This window comes from Mesorhizobium sp. M1365 (genome assembly GCF_040317865.1).
Lineage (GTDB): Bacteria > Pseudomonadota > Alphaproteobacteria > Rhizobiales > Rhizobiaceae > Mesorhizobium.
In genome coordinates this window covers 67,356-89,599 of sequence record NZ_JAMYLG010000004.1, presented here as the reverse complement: position 1 = coordinate 89,599, position 22,244 = coordinate 67,356, and the positions used below count along the sequence as shown (strand labels likewise).

Below are 22,244 nucleotides of genomic sequence, written 5' to 3'. Positions count from 1 at the left end.
CTTTCTCCAACTGCTTATGCCGCCCCTCATCGCCCTGCCGGGCACTTTTCCCCGTATAGTGACGGGGAGAAGCACGCCTTCGCAACGGATTTCGCCAATCTCAAGCGTTTGCAGAAAGAGTGCCGAAATTGCGGCCAGTGTCCCTTCTCCCCGTCACTATACGGGGAGAAGGTGGCGGCAGCCGGATGAGGGGCAGCGCCAACTTGCAAGCTGATTTCAATCTACTCCCGCGAAATGAGCTCCTCGCCGCCGATGACCAGCCTGAGGCCGAGGTCGCCGGCGCGGCGGCGGGCGAGGAAGCGCGGGCGGCGCATGGTCGAGACGCGACCCTTGCGGCGGTCCTGCGCCGGCAGCGCCTTGATGGCGGCGCCGAGCGATTCCTCCAGGGTGCGGGCAATGCCGTCGGCCTCGATCAGCAGCATCGGCAGGCGGTAGGCGTCGGCCCAGGCGCGCCAGTCGGCGGCGACGTCGTCGAGATCGTCGGCGACCAGCAGCGGCACCGACAGCATCGGGTCGTTGTGCAGAAGCTCAAGCGTCACTGTGACATTGCCATCCGGATCCTCCATCGCGCGGGCGGCGACGCCGCGAAACGCGTTGGCGGGCAGAGCGATGATCGCCGGCACGCCGCTCATCTCCAGCGTGCGGCGGATAACCGCGCCGCGCTGGTCGATGGTGAAGGTAACGTCGCCATAGTCGTCGCGCGTGGCGTAGCTCACCACCTGCGGCAGGCGGAATGGGTCGAGGCGCATATTGCGCCCGGCCCAGACTGGCTTCAGTCCAGTGTTCATATCGTGCCTTTCCTGTTTCTCCTGAGAGCCGGTGTTTCCGGTTCTCCGGGCCGGTTTTCCCAGCCTCGTTTGTGGAGAAACATTAGCGCGGGCTTCTTATCCTCGCGCTTAAGAAAGTCGGTTAAATTTTGCTGATCCGGGGCAGATGGTTATCGGAATGCGAACCGGCGCAGGCCGGCGAAAGGATCAGATAACCTTACCCGGATTCATGATGCCGGCCGGATCGAAGGCGGCCTTCACCCTGCGCATCAGCTCAATCGCCATCGGCGGCGCCGTCGCGATCAATTCGTCCCGCTTCAACTGGCCGATGCCGTGCTCGGCCGAGATCGAGCCATGAAACACGCGCACGACGTCGTGCACGGCCTTGTTCATGACGTGGTAAAGGCCGAGAAACGCCTCGTCATCGCCGTCGACCGGCCGGGAAATGTTGTAGTGCAGATTGCCGTCGCCCATGTGGCCGAAGCAGACGACGCGCGCGCCGGGACTGACCGATTGCACGGCGCCGGCGGCCTTTTCGATGAAGGGCGGGATTGACGCCACCGGCACCGAGATGTCGTGCTTGATCGAGGCACCTTCCGGCTTCTGCGCCTCGGGCAGCACCTCGCGAAAATTCCAGAACGCATCGCCCTGGGCCATGCTTGCCGCGATCACCGCATCGCCGACGATGCCTTGCTCGAGGCCTGCCTCCAGCACCTCCTCGATCAGCGCCCCGGCATCGTCGGCCGAACGGCCCGACGAGATCTGCATCAGCACATACCACGGCCAATCGCCGGCAAGCGGCCGCACCACGCCTTGTGCGTGGGCAAGCGTGAAGTCGTAGGGCCTCTGGCCGATCAGCTCGAAGGCGGTGAGCGCTGCCCCTGCACGGTCCATCGCAAGACTGAACAGCGACAGTGCCGCCTCCGGCGATGACAGGCCGGCAAACGCCACCTCGCGCCCCTTGGGCTTGGGGAACAGCTTGAGCACGGCGGCGGTGATGATGCCGAGCGTGCCTTCCGCGCCGACGAACAGGTTCTTCAGATCGTAGCCGGTATTATCCTTTTTCAGCTTGCGCAGATCGTCGAACACTTCGCCGGTCGGCAGCACCACTTCGACGCCGAGGCAGAGCTCACGCGCATTGCCGTAGGCAAGCACGCCGGTGCCGCCGGCGTTGGAGGAGAGATTGCCGCCGATCTGGCAGGAGCCTTGCGCGGCAAGCGACAGCGGAAACAGCCGGTCGGCGGCATCGGCCGCTTCCTGCAGCGCCTGCAGGATGACGCCGGTTTCGACCGTAACCGTGTTGGACAGCGTATCGATTTCGCGGATGCGGTTCAGCCGCGACAGCGACAGCACGATCTCGCGGCCGGATGCGTCCGGCACCTGGGCGCCGACCAGCCCGGTGTTGCCGCTTTGCGGCACGATGGGCGTGCCGGTTTCGGTCGCCAGCCGCATGATGCTGCTGACCTCCTCGATGGTCCCCGGCCTCAGCACCAAAGCCGTCCTGCCGTGCCAAAGTCCGCGCCGCTCGGTGAGGTACGGTGCGATGTCCCGCTGATCGCGCAGCGCATATTTGTCGCCGACGATTGCCGCAAAGCGGGCGACGACGGCGGGGTCGAGATCGGGGGAAATGTCGTTCATGGGTGGAAACTATGGTGCTCAATCCATCTTGTCACGCGGGGCGATCTTGTCACGCGGGGCGGCGGCGCGCGAAAGCCGGTCATTGATCGCCTCGCCCAGCCCGTCGAACGGGATCGGCTCGACGGCGATGGTTTTGGCGCGACTGCTATCGAGATCCTGCAGATGAGCGAAGAGATTGCTTGCCGCCTCGCGCAGGTCGCCGGTCTCCGACAAATTGCGCAGGGCGGCTGCGTCGCGCCAGCCTTCGGCACGGCGGCGGCCGAAGGCCAGCAAGGCTTCGCCCGGTGCGACCTCCGCAGCATTGAGCCGCACCGCCGCACCTGGCGCATAGTGCGAGGCAAGCATGCCAGGTGCCTCGATGACCGAAGCGCCGCGCAGCAACTTTGACCCGGCCACTGCTTCGATCTCTTCGGCGGCAATGCCGCCCGGCCGCAGCAGCCGCAGCTTTCCAGCTTCGACCTTGACAATGGTCGATTCCAGCCCGACCGGCGTCGCGCCGCCATCGACCACAAGCTTGATCCGGGGACCGAGATCGGCGGCCACGGCCTCGGCCGTCGTGGCGCTGATCCTGCCCGAGGAATTGGCGCTTGGCGCCGCCAGCGCGCGGCCGAACCTGGCGATCAGCTCGCCGCCAAAGCCTTTCGGCATGCGCAGCGCGATCGTTTCCAGACCGGCGGTGACCAGCGGATGAATGCCGCTGCCGGGCCGTTGCGGCAGCACCAGCGTCAGCGGCCCCGGCCAGAATGCCTGCGCCAATCTTTCCGACAGCGGATCGAACAGCGCGATGCGCTCGGCCATCGCCGGGTCGGCTATATGGGCGATCAGCGGGTTGAAGCGAGGTCGGCCCTTGGCTTCGAAGATGCGGGCCACGGCAACGCCATTGGTCGCGTCGCCGGCCAGCCCATAGACGGTCTCGGTCGGGATGGCGACGACGTCGCCGCTCTCGAGCAGCGCCAACGCCCTTTCCATCGCCTCGCCGACGGCACGAATTTCAGCCACTGTCGTCACCTCACGGATGCGGGTGCCTAATACGCTGACGCCGACGGAGCAAGTCCGGGCGTAGGCGAATCGCAAATCACTAAAATGCTCCGTTTCCCCGCAAGCCGGCATCAACTGCCCTCGGCTACGGTGCCGTCTTGTTGGGCAAGGGGAATTATCATGCTTTCGATGCGTATCCTTGGAGCGCTTGGTCTGGCGTTTATGGCCGGCACGGCACAGGCCTCGTCGCTCATTTTTCTCGGGCAAACGACGGCGACGCCTTCGGTTGTAAGTGCCGGCGCGCTCGAACGGGCAAAAACACCGTCGATCGTCGCGCTCGGCGAGAAGTTGCCTTACGTCAATGAAAACGTCACCGATGAAAAGGTCGCGGCGATCCCGAGCCAGCCGAGTCATGGCTTCGACGGAAGCCCGATGATCATTCGCGGCGGTATCGTCGGCGATGCCTTTGCAACGCCGGCGCCCAAGGTCGCGCCGGCCATCGCTGCCGCGCCCGCCGCGGACAGCAAAGCCGACCCAAAGGTCGCCAGCAAAACCCCTGAACCGGCTGCGCAGCAGCCTGCCCCGCTAGCAGCTCCCGACCAGCCGAAATAGCGCCACAAGCGATGATTTTTTTCCGGACGTCAGCCGGCTATCTTGGAGAAATCCGCGACCCGGTCGGTCGCCGCGCGGATGCGGGCGAGCAATGCCAGGCGATTGGCGCGCACCGCCTGGTCCTCATCGTTTACGAGGACTTTATCAAAGAATGAATCAACCGGCTCGCGCAACACGCTAAGCGCCAGCATGGCGGCGGAAAAGTCTTCGTTTTGAATTGCTTCGCCGGCTTGCCTCTCGGCCTGATTCACCGCCGCGAACAAGGTTTTTTCGGCGTCCTCCCGGAACAGCGCCGGCTCAACGCTGCTTGCGATCGCTGTCGCCTTCTTCTCTTCGGCAGCCACGATGTTGGCCGCGCGCTTGGTGCCGGCAAGCAGGTTTTTTCCGTCCTCGCTGTCGAGGAAGGACCCGAGTGCTTCGACGCGGCGGACGATTTGCAGAAGGTCGTCGTTGGACGATTGGCCGATCTCCCCCCTAGAGGGGGAGATGCCCGGCAGGGCAGAGGGGGGCGCGACAGAATGAGAGGCTGGCGGGACAGCGCCCCCCTCTGTCGGCTTCGCCGACATCTCCCCCTCCAGGGGGGAGATTGGGCGCGAACCTGCCGCCAACACCGCGTCGATCAGATCATGCCGCGCGCCCTGATCGCGGAGATAGACTTTTAGGCGATCGTGGAAGAAGGACAGGAGGTCGCGATCTGCGTCGCGGCTAGGCTTCTCATTTTCGAATGCACCGGTTTCAAATAGCTGTTGGCACAGCGATCGCGAGAATGTTGAAAAGGGGAAAGGTACTAATATCCCCGCTATTTGCACTGTAATTCCCGTTTCAGAGTTCATAACGCGCGGCCAAATTTTGCCTTTGTGCTCAAGCCATTCACGAAGTTCGCTAGGGGACAAATCGAGGCGCGCAATTTCGCGTGCAAGCGTTGTCTCGTGTTCGGCGTAGCTTTGTGCCGCAGTGTCGATCAGATCGAAAAGGCGGAGAGTTAACCCATTCTCCAACACCAGTCGCACCACCCCCAGCGCCGCTCTTCTGAGCGCATAGGGATCTTTCGATCCGGTCGGCTTTTCATCAATAGCCCAGAACCCGACCAGCGTGTCGAGCTTGTCGGCAAGCGCCACGGCCACCGAAACCGGATCGGTCGGCACGCGATCGGACGGGCCCTGCGGCTTGTAGTGTTCCTCGATCGCGGCGGCGACTGAAGGATGCTCGCCCTGCAGCAGCGCGTATTTGCGGCCCATGGCGCCTTGCAGTTCCGGGAACTCGCCCACCACTTCGGTGGTGAGGTCGGCCTTGGCGAGCACGGCGGCGCGGCGCGCCAGCGCGGTAATCTCCCCCCTCGAGGGGGAGATGTCGCCGAAGGCGACAGAGGGGGTCGGCACGTCCTGACGCGACGCCCTATCGCGGACAGAGGATGCCGGCGCTTCACGCGAGGCGACCCCCTCTGGCCTGCCGGCCATCTCCCCCTCAAGGGGGGAGATCGACTGCGCCACGAGTGGCGCCAATTCTTCGGCCAACCTGGCAATCCGCTCCACCCGCTCGCCCTGCGTGCCGAGCTTGGCATGAAACGTTACATTGAGGTGGTCGAGGCGGGCCATGCGCTGGTCGAGCGGCTTTTTGAGATCAAGTCCGACCTTTTGCGCCGATGCCTGCAGCTGGTCGAGATCCGGCAGGTCGCCCTGGTCGGTCTTCCAGAAATAGAGCGCGTCGGACAGGCGCGCGCGCACCACCTTGCCATTGCCATGGGCGATCTCCTTGCCGCCATCCTTGGCCTCGATATTGGCGGTCAGGATAAAGCGGTTGGAAAGCTCTTCGCCCGCGCCATGTGGCCGCGTCACGAAGCACTTCTGGTTGGCGCGGATGGTGAGCCGGATTACCTCGGCCGGAATGGCGAGAAAATCCTGCTCGAATTCGCCCATCAGCACGACAGGCCATTCGACCAGGCCCGACACTTCCTCCAGCAGCCCCTCGTCCTCGACGAGGTCGAGCCCGCTGGCGAAGGCGAGGTTCCTGGCATCGGCAAGGATGATCTCTTTGCGCCTGTCGGCATCGAGCACGACCTTGGCCGCCTCAAGCCTGGCGACATAATCGTCGAAGCGGCGCACCGTGATGGCGCCAGGCGCATGGAAACGGTGGCCGTAAGTGATATTGCCTGAGCGGATGCCGTCGATCTCGAAATCGACGACCACCGGCTCCTCGGTTTCTGGGCCGAAGGTGCACAGGATCGATTGCAGCGGCCGCACCCAGCGCAGCGAGCCGGGCTTGGCCGAAGCCGGCCCCCAGCGCATCGATTTCGGCCAGGGGAAGTTGCGGATGATGCCCGGCACCAGCTCGGCGATGATCTGCTCCGCCGGCCTGCCCGGCCTGGAAATATGGGCGACGTAGAAGTCGCCCTTCTTCGGATCGGAATGAACATGCGCCTCGGCAATCGAGGCAAGGCCGGCCTTGCGCAGAAAACCCTGCACCGCCGGCTCGGGCGCCTTGGTCGAGGGCCCCTTGATCTCCTCGCTGATGTCCTTCGAGCGGGCGGTCAGGCCGCGAATGTCGAGCGTCAACCGGCGCGGCGTCCAATATTCGCGCGCCGCCTCATAGGTCAGCCCGGCCTCGACCAGCCCGTCGGTCAAAAGCTTCCTGAGATCGCCGGCAGCCTTGCGCTGCATGCGGGCGGGAATCTCTTCCGAACGGAGTTCTAAAAGCAGGTCGGGCATCGAAGGAACTCATGGACAAAAATAGCCGCCGCTTCGCGGCGACCTCCCCATCGAGGGGGAGGTAAGCGGGGGCATAGCAACTCGGCTGGCCGCTGTCACCCTTCCCCGCTCGATCGGGACGTCTAACGGCGATTTCCGAAAAAATTCAGCGCCTGTCGGACACGCGCCGGTCCGCCCGTCCTTGGATCAAAGATTTCCCTGAACCGAACGCAGCGCTGAAGCGACCAACGCTCAGGCAGAGAGCTATTGGCTGACCGACCATGAGAACGGCATCGACATTCCTGCAGATCCTCGCGCTCAGCGCCTGCTTCACGGCGCAAGTTCATGGGACGTTCTCGATGCCCGGCGTCAGGCAGGCGCTGCGGACAATAGCCGGTGCAAGCGGCCAAGGCACGTTGCCAATCAGCGCCCCTGCCGAAACCGCCTGGAGCTAAGCCGCCATTCCGCCCGCCTGCGTCAGCAGAAACGCCTCGCCGCAGGCCTTGGCCAGATTGCGCACCCGCAAAATATAACTCTGGCGCTCGGTGACCGAAATGACGCCGCGGGCATCGAGCAGGTTGAAGACGTGGCTGGCCTTGATGCACTGGTCGTAGGCGGGGAATACAAGGCGGTGGTATCCCTCCCCCTTGAGGGGACCAGACAAAGTCTGGCCGGGAGGGGTCGCCCGCGTAGTGCTGGACGCCTGACCTGCAGTGCCTTCTGAGGTGACCCCCTCTGCCCGCTTCGCGGGCATCTCCCCCTCAAGGGGGGAGACAGGCGCGCCGGCTTCGAGCAGCGCCTTGCACTCGGCTTCGGCGTCCTCGAAATGCCTGAGCAGCATTGCGGTGTTGGCAAATTCGAAATTATGGCGCGAATATTCCTGCTCGGCCTGCAGGAAGACGTCGCCATAGGTCACCTTGTCGGCGCCTTCGCGGCCGTTGAAGTTGAGGTCGTAGACATTGTCGACGCCCTGCACATACATGGCCAGCCGTTCCAGCCCGTAAGTGAGCTCGCCCGCCACCGGTGCGCATTCGATGCCGCAGACCTGCTGAAAATAGGTGAACTGCGACACCTCCATGCCGTCGCACCAGCACTCCCAGCCGAGCCCCCAGGCGCCCAGCGTCGGGCTTTCCCAGTCGTCCTCGACGAAGCGGATGTCATGCAGCAGCGGATCGATGCCGATCGCGGCCAGCGAGCCGAGGTAAAGCTCCTGCAGATTGGGCGGATTGGGCTTCAGGATCACCTGGTATTGGTAATAGTGCTGCAGCCGGTTCGGGTTCTCGCCATAGCGGCCGTCCTTGGGGCGGCGCGAGGGCTGGACATAGGCCGCGTTCCAGCGTTTTGGGCCGAGCGCGCGCAATGTCGTTGCCGGATGGAATGTGCCCGCGCCGACTTCCATGTCGTAAGGCTGGAGGACGACGCAGCCATAGTCCGCCCAATAATTATGCAACGTCAGGATCAGCCCCTGGAACGAGCGGCTGGGGTGCATGTGGGCAGGAATGGTCACGGCGGCCTCGGCGGGAAAGGCGGGATGCCGGCACGTCCTAGATGCCTGGCCAGCAAGCGTCAAGGCAGAGGGGGTCAGGCCTTTGAAGGTGTTCCCTTCTCCCCTTGTGGGAGAAGGTGGCCGAGCGAAGCTCGGTCGGATGAGGGGTGTTCCAGCTTGGCACCGACGGCAATCCGTCCGACACCCCTCAACCGTCTCGGCGCTGCGCGCCGATCCACCTTCTCCCACAAGGGGAGAAGGAAAGAAGGGTCACCCCTTAGGGGCGGGCGCCGGCAAGGGCTTTACGTTCGGGGTTTCCTGCGCCGTGTTGGATTCGATCGGCGGCAGGCCTTTCATCAGCTTTTGCTGCAAGGCGGCAAGCACATCCGGGTCCGGCTTCAGGTCGCGGGCCTGGTTCCACTGGAAGGTGGCTTCCAGCTTGCGGCCGACGCGCCAGTAAGCGTCGCCGAGGTGATCGTTGAGCACCGGATCCTCCGGCTTCAACGAAACGGCGCGTTCCATTTCGCGCACCGCATCGTCGAACTGGCCAAGGCGGTAATAGGCCCAGCCCAGCGAATCGACGATGTAGCCGTCGCTCGGCCTCAGGTCGACGGCCTTCTGGATCATCGCGAGGCCTTCCTTGAGGTTCATGTTCTTGTCGACCCAGGAATAGCCGAGATAGTTCAGGACCTGCGGCTGGTCGGGGTAGAGCTCCAGCGCCTTGCGGAAATTCGGCTCGGCCTTCGGCCATTCCTTCAGTCGCTCATAGGCGATGCCGCGCTGGTAGAAGATGTTCCAGTTGGCAGCGGTCGGCGTCTTCAGCACCTCGACTGCCTTGTCGTAAAGATTGGCGGCGGAGCGGAAATCCTCCTTCGAGGAATAGACGCCGCCGAGCGCCAGATAGGCGCGCATGTCGTCTGGATGCGCATCGACGATGGCCTTGAGGTGAGTGATCGCCTCGTCGTTGCGGTCGAGATCGGCAAGGTTGAGGCCAAGCTGCAGGTCCGAAAGCTGCTTCAGCGGCGAGCCGGCGGGAATGCGGCGATAGAGCGCGATGGCGCCCTCGCCGTCTTTCAACTGCTCGGCAACGGCGGCAAGCTGAACGAGCGCCGCGTCGTTGTCGGGCCGCAGCGCCAGGGCATATTGCAGATAAAGCCGCACGAACGGCTCGCCGCCGCCACGGTTGAGCGCGGTGGCGAGATCGAGCAGGATTTCCGAGGCGCCGTCCGACGGACCGGCAACGAAGGGCTCGATCTTTTCGCCCTTGTTGATCTTGTCGCGAAGGGCCGCAATCTCGACCTTGCCGGGCGCAAACGCCTCGGCCTTGTCGAGCACCGACAGCGCCTTGGCCTTGTCGCCTTTGCGGGCGAGGAAAGAGGCGTAGGCCTGCGCGTTGCGCATCCATGTTTCGGGGGCCGCACCGCCGGCGGCCGTGTCCTGCACGGTGGCGGTGTAGAGCGCATCCGCCCTGTCGGGCAGGCCGGAGGCGTCGGCAATCAAGGCGCGGTGGAAGGACTTGAACAGGCTGAACCAGTCGGGGCCTTGCAGCTTGTCGATGGAAGCCATGGCCTCGCCGGCGTCACCCGCACCCTGCTTGGCCCAGCCGGTCATGACGCCGGAGATCAGCCGGTCGAGATCGGATTCGAGCGACAGCTTGAGCCAGTATTCGGCCTTGGAGAAATCCTTCTTGTGGAAGGAATCGATGGCCAGCGCCAGGCGCGAGAAGCGCTCGACATCGGGAACCGCCTTGAGCTTGTCGGCATAGACCAGGGATTCATCGAAGCGCCCCTGCGCGATCAGCGACAGCATCAGGCTCTGCTGCAGTCCCGTATCGTTCGGATCGAAGGCAAGCGCCTGCTTGTAATAGGAAATGGCGCTGTCGAGGTCGTTGTCGCCGTCGGCAATCCTGGCGGCGAGATAGGCCCCCGAGAAGGATGTGATCCTGACCGGCTCGGCGGTCTGTTTGGCATGCGCCGGCAAAGCCGAGATCGCCATGCCCGTCGCGATTGCCAGCCCCGTCAGCCAGCGCGCATATCCTTGCCGCATCATATCCCTTTCAGCCAAACGCCATCTCCGCGTCAGCGGGATCGCCGTAGACTCGATTTTTACAGGTAAAGCATGGCCTTTTTGGGGTCGTGCTTCAACCCGGCCCGAATTCACAATCGGGTCAAGCAATTAATAAACCATGCCGAAAGGGCCTGAACTGCGACTCTTGACCGCGTGGCGTCCGCTTTGGCGGTGCCTGCGCGGTGCTATTTCCCGACGCCGTAAGCGATCCCTAAGCGCCAGCGGTTGAAAGCTTCCGCCATGCAACTTTGCGTGGCAGGATGAGATTTCAATTCTTGCTTCGTCAGCCATGGGGGCGCCGATGCTGGAAGTGCCGCGCGACGAAGAAGCCTTCGCCATCGTCGATCGTATCTACGAAGCAGCGTTCGCCGCCGAGCAGTGGCCGGGAGCGTTGGAAGCGACCAGTGCGATCACGCGCTCGGCAAGCGGCTCGATTTTCATGATCAGCGATCATTCCCCGCTTCGCGCCATCGGCGAGGCGCAGGCCGAGCCCTTGATCGACGCTTTCATGGCAGATTGGAAATTTTCCGAGAGCGTGCAGCGCATGTGCAGCACTCAGCCGGCAAGCTTTGTGCGGGTCGACGACTTCATGACCGGCGATGAGATCGAGCGGGACCCGATCTACGCATGGGCAAGAAATTTCGGCGTCGGATCGCCCGTCTGCACGTCGATTCCCATGCCGAGCGGAGAGCTGGTGCTGTTCGTCTTCCAGCGCTGGCTGAAGGACGGCAAGTACGATCAAGCGGCGATCGACCTGCTGAACGGACTGCGTCCGCATCTGGCGCGGGCCGGCCTTGTTGCCGCGCGTCTTGGCATGGAACGCGCCAGGACCGCCGCATCGGCGCTGGGCGAAATCGGACTGCCGGCCGCTGTCATGAGCGGATCAGGCCGTGTGCTGACGGTCAACCGCCTGCTGGAAGATATGAAGGACGTGTTCATCCCCCAGGCCGGCGGCGGCATGGTGCTTGCGGACCTGTCTGCAAACGCGCTTTTCCAGCAAGCCATCATGCACAACGCCGACCATCGCGTTGTGCGGTCCATCCCTGTCCCAGCCGTCGAGGGGCGGCCTGCGCTGATCGTACACCTTTTGCCGTTGCGCCGTGCCGCACATGACATCTTTTCGGGCGCGGATATCCTTGTCGCGGCAACTGCCGTCAGCGTCAGCGCGACGGTGCCGTCGCCCGATATCCTTTCGGGCCTGTTCGACTTGACGCCGGCGGAAGCCCGGCTTGCGGTTGTGCTTGCCACCGGCCGGTCCGTGCAGGAAGCCGCCCTCGAAATCGGCGTCGCCGTCAAATCGGCCCGTACTTATCTCGATCGAATTTTTCGGAAAACCGGAACCAGTCGCCAAAGCCAGCTCGTGGCGCTGCTGACGAGCGCGCGGCCGTTTTCGTGATTTCGGTCAGTCAACCGGCCCGACGTTGCAAGATTGCAACAGCCAGGACTGAAAACGCTGCAAGAACAGGGGGAATGCCGCGAAGTGTAGGCATTTGCCGACTGTCCGGCCGTTGCCGGCTTCATGCATGGTCCATCTCATCGGGAGCTTTGCGATCGGCCGGCGCCGTTCTGGAAAGAAGGGGATAATTCGATGAAGAGCCGTGTTGTAGAAGGCTTTGAGTGGTCGGCTGCATTGGGGGCTGCCGGCATCCTGATGTCGTCCCGCGTGCCGGTTCGCGGGGCCGGAGCTTTGGTGATAGCCGCGGCAGCCGGCCTGGTGGCCCTCGCGCCGACTCCGGCGGCTGCGTTTGTGTGTGAAGATATAAATTATGGCGCAGATGGCGCCGGGGCTTCGCCCACCGGTATGGCATGCGGAACTATCGCCCAAGCTGCGGGCGGATCCTCGACGGCGGTCGGCGGTAGAGCCGTTTCTGATGGAGACCTCAGTACCGCTCTTGGCGATGATGCGTGGGCCGGGGGAATCTCGGGTCCCATCAACCATAACAATGCAAGCACGACGGCTATCGGCGCCCGTGCTCAGGCTGGTGCGGGAGGCCCTAACCAGGCCAACGCTACCGCTCTTGGCGCCTCGGCCAAGGCGAATGCGGTGAATGCCACCGCCCTCGGCACCGGTGCGACGGCCAATTTTGCCGATTCAGTCGCCGTAGGCCAAGGTGTGACCACGACACGCGCCAATCAGGTGGCTATCGGCAACAGCAGCGCCACCTACACTCTGTCGGGCATCAACAGCGCAGCCAGCAGGGAGGCCCAGAGCGGACCGAAATACCTGGTGACATCGGACGCTGCGGGCAATTTGGCGACGGCTTCCGTCAATATCGACGAAATCGAAGGGCTGGCCGACGACGTGGCAGCCCACACCGCCCAGATTGCCTCGCTCAACACCACAGTCGGCAATCATACCATGCAGCTTGCCGATCACGAGACGCGCATTGTCAACAACACCAACCAGATCAACGCGCTCAACACGACGGTCGGCGATCATACGATCCAGCTTGCCGATCACGAGGCGCGTATCACCAACAATACCAACACGCTCAACCTGCACACCGCGCAGATTTTCAGCCTCGACAGTCGCACCACGATCAACGAGGCTAACATCGCCCTGCTCGACGGCCGCGTCAGCGCGCTGGAGGGCGGGTTGCAGAACCTTGGCGAGCAGGTCAGCGAAAACCGCTCGGAAGCCCGCGCCGGAACGGCGCTTGCGCTGGCGACAGCGGGATTGCGTTACGACGACAGGCCCGGCAAATTGTCGTTGGCCGGCGGCTTTGGCCATTTCAAGGGCCAGTCGGGCCTGGCGCTCGGCCTCGGCTATAGCACGAGCCTGGATTTGCGCCTCAACGCCGCCGTGTCGGCCTCGACAAGCCGTGGCGATGTCGGCGTCAGCGTTGGCGCATCGTGGACGCTGAACTGATGCAGCCGGCATGACCGCAAAGTTGCCGGGATCGGTGCGGCCGACGGGCAGAATGTTGCTGGCCGCCTTGGTGCTGACGGCAGCCGTTCCGCAGCTTGTCCAGCCTGCCCTGGCGCAAACGTCGAAAACCCAGAAATCGGCCAAGCCCCAGGCGCCGAAGCCGGCCAATATCGACCGCAACGGCGTGCTGATCCTGGTGCGCGGCTCGCTGCTGGCGCTCGACCATGCCAACAAGACGGGGAATTACACGGTGCTGCGCGATCTCGGCGCGCCGGGCTTCCAGACCAACAATGCGGCCAAGCTTGCCGAGATCTTCGCCAGCCACCGCAATGACGGCATCGACCTCGGCGGCGTCGCGGTGCTGGAGCCGCAATTGACGCTGCTGCCGCAGATCGAGTCCAACGGCATGTTGCATATGGCCGGTTTCTTTCCCTCGGTGCCGATGCAGGTCAATTTCGAGCTGTTGTTTGCGCCGGTCGAACGGCAATGGAAGGTGTTCGGCATCTCGGTCGCGCTCAGCAAGGCCGGCCCCGAAGCGCCGGCGACGGAGCCGCAACCGCCAAAGCCTGTGGCCACCGAAATACCCGACCCGCCGACGCCGGCGGTCAATCCCAGAAGGGCCGCCGAACAAACCGGCAAGTGAGGCGTCACGGCCCTGAAACTCAGGACGTTTGCGAAAGGCTTGCGTCGAGCGCCTGCATGGCGACGGTGACAAGATCGTGCAGCCGCTCTTTCGGCACGCCGTCGCGTGCCTGCACCGAAAGGCCGTGCATCAGCGTGGCGTAATAATCCCCCAACGTCTCGGCATCGGTATCCGGCTTCAATTCGCCATCGCGCACCGCCTGCTTCAACCGCTCGACGATCGATGCGGTACGCGCCAGCCGATGCTCCGCCAGCCATTGCAGCACGGCGTCATTTTCGACGGCGCAATTGGTCGCGGCCGTCACCACCATGCAGCCCTGCGGCTGCCCCGGCCGCGTATAGATTTCGACGGCGTCGCGAAGCATGCGCTCGATGACGCGCCGGACATTTGGTTCTTCCTGCAGTGCGCGTGTGGCGAAGCCGCCCTCATTGGCCTCGTAAAGTGCCACCGCTTCGCGAAACAGATCCTCCTTCGAGCCGAAGGCGGCATAGATGCGCGCCGATGCGAGACCAAGCGCCGATACGAGATCGGCCATCGAGGTGCCCTCGTAGCCGCGTCTCCAGAAAGCGTCGCGGGCTTTCTCCAGCGCCTGGTCGCGGTCGAACTCCCTTGGCCTTCCCGCCATGGCGGTCTCCAATTTTTGTCGATCAACAAATAATCCGCTTGACTTCGGATTGCAAATCTCAATTCTTTGTCGATCATTAAATAATTGTCGACAAGGAGACCGGCATGAGTTCACTGGATCAAGGCGCGCCGCTCGGGGCGATAACGCAGGGAGCAAGCAGGGCGAAACATGGCGCAACGCTGGCGCTGCTCGCCTTCGCGCAGCTCATCATCTCGCTCGACCTCAACATAGTCTTCGTGGCGTTGCCGGAGATCGGCGCCGGCCTCGGATTTTCAGGCCAGACCCTGCAGTGGGTGGTCAGCGCCTACACCGTCTTCACCGGCGGCTTCCTGCTGTTCGGCGGCCGGGCCGCCGACCTGATCGGCCAGCGCCGCGTCTTCACCTTCGCGCTCTGGCTCTACGCGCTCTCATCTCTGGTCGGCGGCCTCGCCTGGTCGCCGGAAATCATCATCGCGGCCCGCGCCGTGCAAGGCATCGGCGCCGCGTTCCTGTTTCCTGCGACGTTGTCGCTGATCAACCGCCTGTTCGCCGAGGGACCGGAACGCAACCGGGCGCTCGCCGTCTGGGGCGGCGCGGGCGCCAGCGGCCTGACGCTCGGTTCGCTTGCCGGCGGGTTTCTGACCAGCGCCTTCGGCTGGCCGTCGGTCTTCTACGTCAACGTGCTGTTGGCCGGGATCGCCATCATCGCGGCTTTCGCCATCATCCCGCGCGATCGCAAGCGGCACGAGCAGCGCAGCTTCGATCTGCCGGGCGCGCTGACCGTCACCGCCGGCGCGACGCTGCTTGTCTTCACCCTGGTTCAGGGGCCCGAATATGGCTGGGGCTCTGGCGCAATCATCGTCAGCGCAGCACTGGCGGCATTCTTCCTGATCGCCTTCACCGTGATCGAGGCCAACAGCGCCGACCCGCTGATGCCGCTGCGCCTGTTCCACAACCGCAGCCTCGTCGCCGGCATGACGATAACCTTCCTCTACATGGGCACTTTCGGCGCGCTGCCCTACTTCCTCACCGTGCTGCTGCAGAACGTGCACGGCTTCACTGCCTTGCAGACGGGCCTCGCCTTTCTCGTGCCGTCGGTCGCCATCGCCACCGGCACGCAACTCGGCGAGCGTCTGGCAACGCGCTTTTCGACGCGCAGCACCCTGGTCGGCGGCATGATCGTCGGCGCGGTCGGCACAGCATTGATGGTATCAGGCGCGACTGCCGACAGCAGCTATCTGGCCCTCGTACCCGGCCTGATCGTCTCCGGCGTCGGACAAGGCATCGTCTGGACCGCAATGTGGATTGCCGCCGCTTCCGGCGTTGCCCATGACCAGCAAGGCGTCGCCTCGGGGATGGCTTCGACGACGCTCAATGTCGGCAACGCCATCGGCATGGCCGTGCTGATTGCGATTGCGAACAGCCAAATCGGCGAATTGTCCGGCGATGCGTTGAAAATTGCCGTCGCCGACGGCATCCAGGTTGCCTTCCGGCTCGCGGCGGGCGGCATCGTCGTCAGTTTGCTGGCAGCAATAGTGCTTCCGGCAAAGGCTCGATGAGAACAGGCGGCGTCCCGGCCTCGCGCCGCGACGCCTGTCAATTCACCCGGCTGATGCAGAAATCGATGACGTCGATCAGTGCAGACTTCTGCGGCGTCGCCTCGAGCGGCGCCAGCGCGTCGCGGGCTATCTCGCCGAAATGGCGGGCGCGCCCGATGGTGTCGGCAATCGCCCCGTGGCGGAGCATCAGGCCGATGGCCTTTTCCAGCCCGGCATCGTCGGCGGCATTGTCCTCGATGGCGCGTTTCCAGAAGCTGCGCTCGGCCTTGGTGCCGCGCCGATAGGCGAGGATCACCGGCAGCGTCACCTTGCCCTCGCGGAAATCGTCGCCGACGTTCTTGCCGAGATCCTTGCTGGTGCCGCCGTAATCCAGCGCGTCATCGATCAGCTGGAAGGCAAGGCCGAGATTCATGCCGTAGGAGCGGAGTGCTGCGCGATCGTTGCGCGTCGCCTGGGCGATGACCGGGCCGACCTCGGCGGCAGCCGAGAACAGCGCCGCGGTCTTGGCCTTGATCACCGCGAAATGCTCGTCCTCGGTGGTCTCGAGGTTTTTGGCGGCGGCAAGCTGCATCACCTCGCCTTCGGCGATGATCGAAGCAGCGCTGGACAGGATGTCGAGCGCTTCAAGCGAGCCGACATCGACCATCATGCGAAAGGCCTGGCCGAGCAGGAAATCACCGACCAGAACACTGGCCTGGTTGCCCCAGATCATGCGCGCCGTCTTCTTGCCGCGCCGCATGCCGCTTTCGTCGACGACGTCGTCGTGGAGAAGTGTCGCGGTATGCATGAATTCGACCGATGTGGCGAGCTTGACATGGCCGTCGCCGGAATAGCCGAACATCTGGGCCGCGGCGAGCGTCAGCATCGGCCGCAGCCGTTTGCCGCCCGACGAGATCAGATGGTTGGCTATCTCCGGAATCATCTCGACATCGGAGCCGGCCTTCGACAGGATCAATTTGTTGACGCGCCCCATGTCGGCCACGGTCAGGTCGATGAGGTCCTTTATCGAGGCGGCTTCGCGCTTCCCGTTTTCAATGTTGAGAACGACACCCACGGCAAAACTCCCAACCTCGATATGCACGACGGCAACATGGTCCCTGAACAGACTCTAGGGTGTCACCCACCGGCGCGGCAAGAGGCGAATTGGCGCGCCGGCTCTGGTACATGATCACGCCTACGTTTACATCAACGCCGCAAACTGCGAGTTTAGGGCCATGATCTATCGATATGATCGAAATGGTGTGAGGCCATCTGTCCGGATACGCGGAGCGAAGGCGCAGGAAGCCATTCGGCTTTCAAGTCCTTCGCGACAAAGTAGCCGGGCAGATGGACCACATCCTCCGGACGCCGAAACGGCTGCAAGCTGCGTCGTCGAACCGCTCGGCCGGGGGAAAGACCCCGACCTTCACGCTTCTCCTCGCATCTTCTTGCCGTTTCAGGCGCCATTTCGACCATATCGATAGATCATGGCCCTAATCCGATGATAGAGCTCATCCGCACCAACGACGCCGTCATCATTTCGTTTGTCGAATCGCTGATGCGCGATGCCGGCATCGGCTGTTTCGTCGCCGACCAGAACATGAGCGTCCTCGACGGCTCGATCGGCATCCTGCCCCGCCGTGTCATGGTGGACGCCGACAAGGCCGATGCGGCGCGGCGCATCCTGACGGATGCCGGCATCGCTAACGAGATCCGCCAAAAATAATGTCCCCGTCGCCCGCTGCCCTTGTCCCGGACATGCCGGCTCATACGGTCGATGCCTTTCATCGCGGTCGCTTCTGGCTGGTGCAGCCGAGAAAGGCGGGCCACCGCGCCGGCATGGATGCGATGATGCTGGCGGCTGCCGTGCCGTCCTCCTTCGCCGGGCGGCTTGCCGATTTTGGCGCGGGCGCTGGTGCGGCCGGCCTGGCGGTCCTGTCGCGCTGCCCCGGTGCCGCGGCCGTGCTCATCGAGCGTTCCCCGGAAATGGCGGCCTTCGCCACCACCACGCTTGCCCACCCCGGCAATGCGCATCTCAGCGACCGCGCCTCGGTGCTCGTCGCCGATGTCGCGCTGTCGGGCCGGGCGCGAACGGCCGCCGGACTTGAGGACAACAGCTTCGATTTCGTCATCATGAACCCGCCGTTCAATGCCGCCGAGGATCGCGCGACGCCCGATCCGCTGAGAAAGGCCGCGCATGTCTCGGAGGATGGGCTGTTCGACAGCTGGATCCGCAGCGCGGCCGCGGTGGTCAGACCGGGCGGCGGGCTGGCCGTCATCGCCCGGCCGGAACAGCTCGGCGCCATCCTCGATGCCATCGCCGGCCGCTTCGGCGATGCCGAGATGCTGGCCGTCCATCCTCGCCCCGAAGCGGCGGCGATCCGCATCGTCGTCCGGGCAGCACTCGGCGCACGCGGCAAACTGTCGATCCAACCACCGCTGATGCTGCATGCCTATTCAGGCAATGGCCCTTCGGAGCGGGCAGAGCTGATCAATAACGGGCTGGCGTCGCTTTTCGGAGACTGATCCATTCTGATTGCCGGGGTGACGGCATTGCCGTTGCCCGGCGAATTCCTACATGCCTCAAGCAAATCGACCGGAGACCGCCCCCTCGTGAAACGCCTTTTCAACCGCCTGCTGCCGAAATCCTGGCGCTCCGCCGTCGTCACCATTCCGGTCATCCGGCTGCACGGCACGATCATGCCCGGCGGCGGCCAGTTCCGGCCGAGCCTGTCGCTCGCTTCCACCGCCGGCCTTCTCGAAAAGCTGTTTTCCTTCGACGCGCCGGCGGTCGCCATCTCGATCAACTCGCCAGGCGGCTCGCCGGTGCAGTCGCGGCTGATCTTCAGGCGCATCCGCGACCTGGCGAGCGAGAAGAACAAGAAGGTCCTGGTTTTCGTCGAGGACGTGGCGGCGTCGGGCGGCTACATGATTGCGGTCGCCGGCGACGAGATCTTTGCCGACCCGTCCTCCATCGTCGGCTCGATCGGCGTGGTGTCGGCCTCGTTCGGCTTTCCGGAGCTGTTGAAGAAGATCGGTATCGAGCGCCGCGTCCACACCGCCGGCCAGAACAAGGCGGTGCTCGACCCGTTCAAGCCGGAAAAGAAGGAGGACGTCGAGCGCCTGAAGGCGCTGCAGCTCGAGGTCCACGAGACCTTCATCGACCTCGTCAAGGACAGGCGCGGCAGCAAGCTCAAGGACGATCCCGACCTGTTCACCGGCCTGTTCTGGACGGCCAAGAAGGGGCTTGAACTCGGACTGGTCGATGCGCTCGGCGACATGCGCAGCGTGCTGAAGAGCCGTTTCGGGCCGAAAACCCAGCTCAAGCTGATCACCGCGCCGCGCGGCCTGTTCGGCCGCTTCGGCCTGTTCGGCTCGAGCTTTTCGGCGCCCGATATCGCCGCCGCCGCGGCAAGCGGCGTCATCGATGCGGCGGAAGAGCGCGCGCTGTGGGCGCGCTTCGGGCTTTGAAAAGCCGGTGAAAGCGTCTAGCATAAATCATCAACCGACCCGACCGGCGGCCTTGCCGGCCTTGCGAGGGAGGAGTTTGACATGCCGCAGATCATTTTCTTCGCCGTCGTCGGCATTGCCGCCTATTTCGGCTACCGCTCCTTCGTCAGGGAAGCCGAGCGTGTGACCGCCAAGGTGCGGCGTACCGAAAAGCAGGCCGCCAACGGTACAATGGGAACATTGGTCAAGGACCCGAAGACCGGCGAATACCGTCTGGCCAAGGATTGACCGTCGTCCCCCTCGCGGCCGAGCCAGTGAACGCCGAGGCCGGCATCCGGGTTTCGCATGCGCACGCCAAGATAAATCTCGCGCTGCACGTCACCGGCCAGCGCGCCGACGGCTATCACACGATCGAAAGCCTGGCTGTGTTCACGCGCTTCGGCGACCGCATCGAAACGGAACTTGCCGACAGCGATGGGTTTTCCATGTCCGGCAAATACGCCTCCGCGGTGCCGGTCGACGACAATAATCTGGTGGTGAGAGCGCGCGATGCACTGCGGCGCGAGGCCGGTCCCCAGCACGCACCGGCTGTCGCCATCAGGCTCGAAAAGAACCTGCCGGTTGCGTCCGGTGTCGGCGGCGGGTCGAGCGATGCGGCGGCTGTGCTGCGCGCCCTGGTCCAGACCTGGAGCCTCGACATCGGCGATGCCGAACTGGCGCGGATCGGCCTGTCGCTCGGCGCCGACGTGCCGATGTGCCTCGCAGCCAAGCCGCTGATAGCCCGCGGCATCGGCGACGAGCTGACGCTCGTGCCGGGTTTCCCGGCGCTGGGTCTGGTGCTCGTCAATCCCGGCACTGCCGTCTCGACGGCCGACGTGTTCGAAGCGCTTGGCCGCCGCGACAATGCGGGACTGCCGCCGCTGCCGCGCAACCTCGACTTCCACAGCATCCGCAACTGGCTGGAGATCACCCGCAATGATCTCGAGCCTGCGGCGCGCGCAATCCAGCCCGCGATCGGCAAGGCGCTTTCCGTGCTCAACAAGGCCGGAGCCGGTTTTGCCAGGATGTCCGGCTCCGGCGCCACCTGCTTCGGGCTGTTCGAGACCGGCAATGTGGCCAAGCGCGCGGCCGTCGATATTCGCAGCCGCCATCCCGACTGGTTTGTCGCGGCGACGCGAAGCGTGACATCGGAGGTTGATGCCCATGGCCAGGATTGACGAGAGCCGCCCCTTCGTTCCCGTGCACATCGCAGTACTGACCGTTTCCGATACGCGCAGCCTCGCCGACGACAAATCCGGGCAGACGCTGGCCGACCGCATTGCCGAGGCCGGCCATGTCCTGGCCGCCCGCGACATCGTCACCGACGACCGCGACAAGATCCGCGACAAGGTCCTGGGCTGGTCAAGGGACGAAGCGATTGATGTCGTCATCACCACCGGCGGCACCGGCTTCACCGGCCGCGACGTGACGCCGGAAGCGCTGGAGCCGATCTTCGAAAAGCGCATGGACGGCTTTTCCGAAGTGTTCCACCGCATCTCCTACGACAAGATCGGCACTTCGACGATCCAGAGCCGGGCAACCGGCGGCGTCGTCAACGCCACCTTCGTTTTCGTGCTGCCGGGCTCGCCCGGCGCCTGCAAGGACGCCTGGGACGGCATCTTGAAGCCGCAGCTCGACTATCGGCACATGCCCTGCAACTTCGTCGAGATCATGCCGCGGCTGGACGAGCATTTGCGGCGCGGCTGAGACGAACCGAAGTATCAGCCAAGCGACCTCGGTTTAGCGAATGACCGGCTCGCCGTGAAAACGCCGGCGCGACGGCGGCGACACGCCGAAGCCAACCTCCATCATCAGCCGCGGCGTGAGCGTCGGCACGGTGCCCATATGGAAGCCGAACGGATCCTCGACAAAGCCGAGGCCGGCCGGCCCGGTCAGCGTGACCGGGCTCTGCTCGCCGTAGACGCCCAGCACCTCTTCCGCCGAATGGCCGACCAGCAGCGTCAGCTGATGCTTCAGGATGCGGCGGTTATGGGAGCCGCGGACATAGACATGCGGCCCAGTATCGGCGTCGACCGGCACCAGGTAGAAAAAGAACTTCAGCATGCGCCAGTCGTCGAGGTCGAAATGGTATTTGCCGAGCGAGGCCATGTTCTTGTCGGCGTCCGAGACGCCACCGGTCGGAAAGCTCCACCAGACGCGGGTGGTGATCAGCTTGGCCTGGCTGCCGAGATAGTGCGCTGCGATATCGAGAAGCAGCGGATCGCGCTGCACGGCGACCGCAGCGTTGCAGTCGAGGACCCATTCGAAATAGTGACCGCTGAGCAGCGGGCGGCCGAAATGCTTTTCGGCATCGGCGTGTTTTTTGGGCAGGAATTCCAGCCGACGGTCGAAATTGCCGAAGCATGGCGTGCGCTCGGCGAAGCGGACAATCTCCTCATGGATGGCGGCCGGCAGCATCAGGCCCGAATAGAGCCCCTCCGTCCGCAGCGCGCCGACGACGGCATCGCGATCGACGCCGGCGAACATCGTTTCACCGACATTGCGCGCCGGCGGAACGGGCTTTGCACCGCGCCAGTGCAGGCGCCGCGCCGGCATGGTGCGGGCCAGCATGAACATCGGCAGCCATGCCGGATTCTCGCGAAGGTCGGAAAGATAGGTCGGGATGCGGGCGGCGATGCGGCGCAGCGTGCCGCCGTTTCGTGCGATCGCCTCGAGGCTTGCAGCGCCGGACTTGTCAGGGCTTGAAAGGGTCATCGGGGTCCTCAAAATGTCGAGGGAACAGCATCGACGTTAGTCGTCGCCGCTCCGGCACACCCCAAACCCTATTCGCCCATATCGCCGGGAATGGTAACCCCCGGCCAGATTTTGTGCAATGCACAATAAACGACGACCCGCCAGAAAATGTGCT

General features: G+C 64.2%; 21 protein-coding genes. 12 read left to right on the top strand and 9 right to left on the bottom strand.

What is annotated here, in order from left to right:
- Positions 1 to 221: 221 nt before the first annotated feature.
- The 3 genes from NKH04_RS06540 to NKH04_RS06530 all read right to left on the bottom strand — a co-directional run bounded on the left by NKH04_RS06540 (position 222) and on the right by NKH04_RS06530 (position 3,404).
- A complete protein-coding gene (locus NKH04_RS06540; RefSeq protein WP_023674094.1) occupies positions 222 to 788 on the bottom strand; it encodes a DUF6101 family protein in 567 nt (188 codons plus the stop codon).
- 186 nt (positions 789 to 974) lie between these two features.
- A complete protein-coding gene (locus NKH04_RS06535; protein ID WP_353044089.1) occupies positions 975 to 2,405 on the bottom strand; it encodes an FAD-binding oxidoreductase in 1,431 nt (476 codons plus the stop codon).
- A gap of 18 nt (positions 2,406 to 2,423) precedes the next feature.
- Complete coding sequence (locus NKH04_RS06530) at positions 2,424 to 3,404, bottom strand: L-threonylcarbamoyladenylate synthase (RefSeq protein WP_352470681.1); 981 nt, start codon at positions 3,402 to 3,404, stop codon at positions 2,424 to 2,426.
- Positions 3,405 to 3,563: 159 nt separating this feature from the next.
- Here NKH04_RS06530 and NKH04_RS06525 point away from each other — a divergent pair, with 159 nt between their 5' ends.
- Positions 3,564 to 3,995, top strand: a complete 432-nt coding sequence (locus NKH04_RS06525; protein ID WP_353044088.1) for a hypothetical protein — start codon at positions 3,564 to 3,566, stop codon at positions 3,993 to 3,995.
- A gap of 29 nt (positions 3,996 to 4,024) precedes the next feature.
- Here NKH04_RS06525 and glyS read toward each other — a convergent pair whose 3' ends face one another.
- A complete protein-coding gene (gene glyS, locus NKH04_RS06520; RefSeq protein ID WP_353044087.1) occupies positions 4,025 to 6,700 on the bottom strand; it encodes a glycine--tRNA ligase subunit beta in 2,676 nt (891 codons plus the stop codon).
- A 260-nt stretch (positions 6,701 to 6,960) separates the two neighbouring features.
- Between glyS and NKH04_RS06515 the strand changes: the two genes are divergently transcribed.
- Positions 6,961 to 7,134 carry a hypothetical protein gene (locus NKH04_RS06515; protein WP_352501982.1) on the top strand — a complete coding sequence of 58 codons (174 nt, stop codon included), beginning with the start codon at positions 6,961 to 6,963 and terminating at the stop codon, positions 7,132 to 7,134.
- On the opposite strand, the gene NKH04_RS06505 is transcribed toward NKH04_RS06515, so the two are convergent.
- Positions 7,131 to 8,168, bottom strand: coding sequence for a glycine--tRNA ligase subunit alpha (locus NKH04_RS06505; RefSeq protein WP_502913374.1), 1,038 nt, complete (start codon positions 8,166 to 8,168; stop codon positions 7,131 to 7,133). The genes NKH04_RS06515 and NKH04_RS06505 overlap by 4 nt on opposite strands.
- A gap of 267 nt (positions 8,169 to 8,435) precedes the next feature.
- Positions 8,436 to 10,211, bottom strand: a complete 1,776-nt coding sequence (locus NKH04_RS06500; RefSeq protein WP_352470709.1) for a tetratricopeptide repeat protein — start codon at positions 10,209 to 10,211, stop codon at positions 8,436 to 8,438.
- Positions 10,212 to 10,533: 322 nt separating this feature from the next.
- Between NKH04_RS06500 and NKH04_RS06495 the strand changes: the two genes are divergently transcribed.
- From NKH04_RS06495 to NKH04_RS06485, 3 genes are all read left to right on the top strand, one after another.
- Positions 10,534 to 11,628, top strand: a complete 1,095-nt coding sequence (locus NKH04_RS06495) for a helix-turn-helix transcriptional regulator (RefSeq protein ID WP_353044086.1) — start codon at positions 10,534 to 10,536, stop codon at positions 11,626 to 11,628.
- Positions 11,629 to 11,751: 123 nt separating this feature from the next.
- On the top strand, positions 11,752 to 13,101 hold the full coding sequence (locus tag NKH04_RS06490; RefSeq protein WP_353044085.1) for a YadA-like family protein: 1,350 nt from the start codon (positions 11,752 to 11,754) through the stop codon (positions 13,099 to 13,101).
- Between the two features lie 10 nt (positions 13,102 to 13,111).
- A complete protein-coding gene (locus NKH04_RS06485; RefSeq protein ID WP_353044084.1) occupies positions 13,112 to 13,744 on the top strand; it encodes a hypothetical protein in 633 nt (210 codons plus the stop codon).
- Between the two features lie 19 nt (positions 13,745 to 13,763).
- On the opposite strand, the gene NKH04_RS06480 is transcribed toward NKH04_RS06485, so the two are convergent.
- On the bottom strand, positions 13,764 to 14,369 hold the full coding sequence (locus tag NKH04_RS06480; protein ID WP_353044083.1) for a TetR/AcrR family transcriptional regulator: 606 nt from the start codon (positions 14,367 to 14,369) through the stop codon (positions 13,764 to 13,766).
- A 104-nt stretch (positions 14,370 to 14,473) separates the two neighbouring features.
- Here NKH04_RS06480 and NKH04_RS06475 point away from each other — a divergent pair, with 104 nt between their 5' ends.
- Positions 14,474 to 15,907 carry an MFS transporter gene (locus NKH04_RS06475; protein WP_353044082.1) on the top strand — a complete coding sequence of 478 codons (1,434 nt, stop codon included), beginning with the start codon at positions 14,474 to 14,476 and terminating at the stop codon, positions 15,905 to 15,907.
- Between the two features lie 37 nt (positions 15,908 to 15,944).
- On the opposite strand, the gene NKH04_RS06470 is transcribed toward NKH04_RS06475, so the two are convergent.
- On the bottom strand, positions 15,945 to 16,961 hold the full coding sequence (locus tag NKH04_RS06470; RefSeq protein ID WP_352612355.1) for a polyprenyl synthetase family protein: 1,017 nt from the start codon (positions 16,959 to 16,961) through the stop codon (positions 15,945 to 15,947).
- 426 nt (positions 16,962 to 17,387) lie between these two features.
- On the opposite strand from NKH04_RS06470, the gene NKH04_RS06465 reads away from it, so the two are divergent.
- The 6 genes from NKH04_RS06465 to moaB all read left to right on the top strand — a co-directional run bounded on the left by NKH04_RS06465 (position 17,388) and on the right by moaB (position 21,082).
- The gene (locus tag NKH04_RS06465) at positions 17,388 to 17,612 is read left to right on the top strand and encodes a putative signal transducing protein (RefSeq protein WP_023674082.1); all 225 of its coding nucleotides are present in this window, start codon (positions 17,388 to 17,390) and stop codon (positions 17,610 to 17,612) included.
- Positions 17,612 to 18,412 (top strand): tRNA1(Val) (adenine(37)-N6)-methyltransferase, encoded by an 801-nt coding sequence (locus tag NKH04_RS06460; protein WP_353044081.1) that lies wholly within the window; start codon positions 17,612 to 17,614, stop codon positions 18,410 to 18,412. Before NKH04_RS06465 ends, NKH04_RS06460 begins: the two co-directional genes overlap by 1 nt.
- 87 nt (positions 18,413 to 18,499) lie before the next feature.
- Positions 18,500 to 19,357: a S49 family peptidase gene (locus NKH04_RS06455; protein WP_352501988.1), complete on the top strand. Its 858-nt coding sequence runs from the start codon at positions 18,500 to 18,502 to the stop codon at positions 19,355 to 19,357.
- Between the two features lie 81 nt (positions 19,358 to 19,438).
- Positions 19,439 to 19,624, top strand: a complete 186-nt coding sequence (locus tag NKH04_RS06450) for a membrane protein (protein ID WP_023674078.1) — start codon at positions 19,439 to 19,441, stop codon at positions 19,622 to 19,624.
- 26 nt (positions 19,625 to 19,650) lie between these two features.
- Positions 19,651 to 20,553, top strand: a complete 903-nt coding sequence (locus NKH04_RS06445; protein ID WP_352540158.1) for a 4-(cytidine 5'-diphospho)-2-C-methyl-D-erythritol kinase — start codon at positions 19,651 to 19,653, stop codon at positions 20,551 to 20,553.
- Complete coding sequence (gene moaB / locus NKH04_RS06440; RefSeq protein WP_352540121.1) at positions 20,540 to 21,082, top strand: molybdenum cofactor biosynthesis protein B; 543 nt, start codon at positions 20,540 to 20,542, stop codon at positions 21,080 to 21,082. Before NKH04_RS06445 ends, moaB begins: the two co-directional genes overlap by 14 nt.
- 33 nt (positions 21,083 to 21,115) lie before the next feature.
- Here moaB and NKH04_RS06435 read toward each other — a convergent pair whose 3' ends face one another.
- Complete coding sequence (locus NKH04_RS06435; RefSeq protein ID WP_353044080.1) at positions 21,116 to 22,090, bottom strand: phytanoyl-CoA dioxygenase family protein; 975 nt, start codon at positions 22,088 to 22,090, stop codon at positions 21,116 to 21,118.
- Positions 22,091 to 22,244 lie beyond the last annotated feature (154 nt).

Coding starts and splice junctions, on each gene's coding strand:
- NKH04_RS06515 (WP_352501982.1), top strand. CDS start 6,961: ATGAGAACGGCATCGACATTCCTGCAGATCCTCGCGCTCAGCGCCTGC.
- NKH04_RS06450 (WP_023674078.1), top strand. CDS start 19,439: ATGCCGCAGATCATTTTCTTCGCCGTCGTCGGCATTGCCGCCTATTTC.
- NKH04_RS06495 (WP_353044086.1), top strand. CDS start 10,534: ATGCTGGAAGTGCCGCGCGACGAAGAAGCCTTCGCCATCGTCGATCGT.
- NKH04_RS06475 (WP_353044082.1), top strand. CDS start 14,474: ATGAGTTCACTGGATCAAGGCGCGCCGCTCGGGGCGATAACGCAGGGA.
- NKH04_RS06465 (WP_023674082.1), top strand. CDS start 17,388: ATGATAGAGCTCATCCGCACCAACGACGCCGTCATCATTTCGTTTGTC.
- NKH04_RS06535 (WP_353044089.1), bottom strand. CDS start 2,405: ATGAACGACATTTCCCCCGATCTCGACCCCGCCGTCGTCGCCCGCTTT.
- moaB (WP_352540121.1), top strand. CDS start 20,540: ATGGCCAGGATTGACGAGAGCCGCCCCTTCGTTCCCGTGCACATCGCA.
- NKH04_RS06540 (WP_023674094.1), bottom strand. CDS start 788: ATGAACACTGGACTGAAGCCAGTCTGGGCCGGGCGCAATATGCGCCTC.
- NKH04_RS06505 (WP_502913374.1), bottom strand. CDS start 8,168: ATGCACCCCAGCCGCTCGTTCCAGGGGCTGATCCTGACGTTGCATAAT.
- NKH04_RS06525 (WP_353044088.1), top strand. CDS start 3,564: ATGCTTTCGATGCGTATCCTTGGAGCGCTTGGTCTGGCGTTTATGGCC.
- NKH04_RS06490 (WP_353044085.1), top strand. CDS start 11,752: ATGCATGGTCCATCTCATCGGGAGCTTTGCGATCGGCCGGCGCCGTTC.
- NKH04_RS06485 (WP_353044084.1), top strand. CDS start 13,112: ATGACCGCAAAGTTGCCGGGATCGGTGCGGCCGACGGGCAGAATGTTG.
- NKH04_RS06480 (WP_353044083.1), bottom strand. CDS start 14,369: ATGGCGGGAAGGCCAAGGGAGTTCGACCGCGACCAGGCGCTGGAGAAA.
- NKH04_RS06435 (WP_353044080.1), bottom strand. CDS start 22,090: ATGACCCTTTCAAGCCCTGACAAGTCCGGCGCTGCAAGCCTCGAGGCG.
- glyS (WP_353044087.1), bottom strand. CDS start 6,700: ATGCCCGACCTGCTTTTAGAACTCCGTTCGGAAGAGATTCCCGCCCGC.
- NKH04_RS06500 (WP_352470709.1), bottom strand. CDS start 10,211: ATGCGGCAAGGATATGCGCGCTGGCTGACGGGGCTGGCAATCGCGACG.
- NKH04_RS06460 (WP_353044081.1), top strand. CDS start 17,612: ATGTCCCCGTCGCCCGCTGCCCTTGTCCCGGACATGCCGGCTCATACG.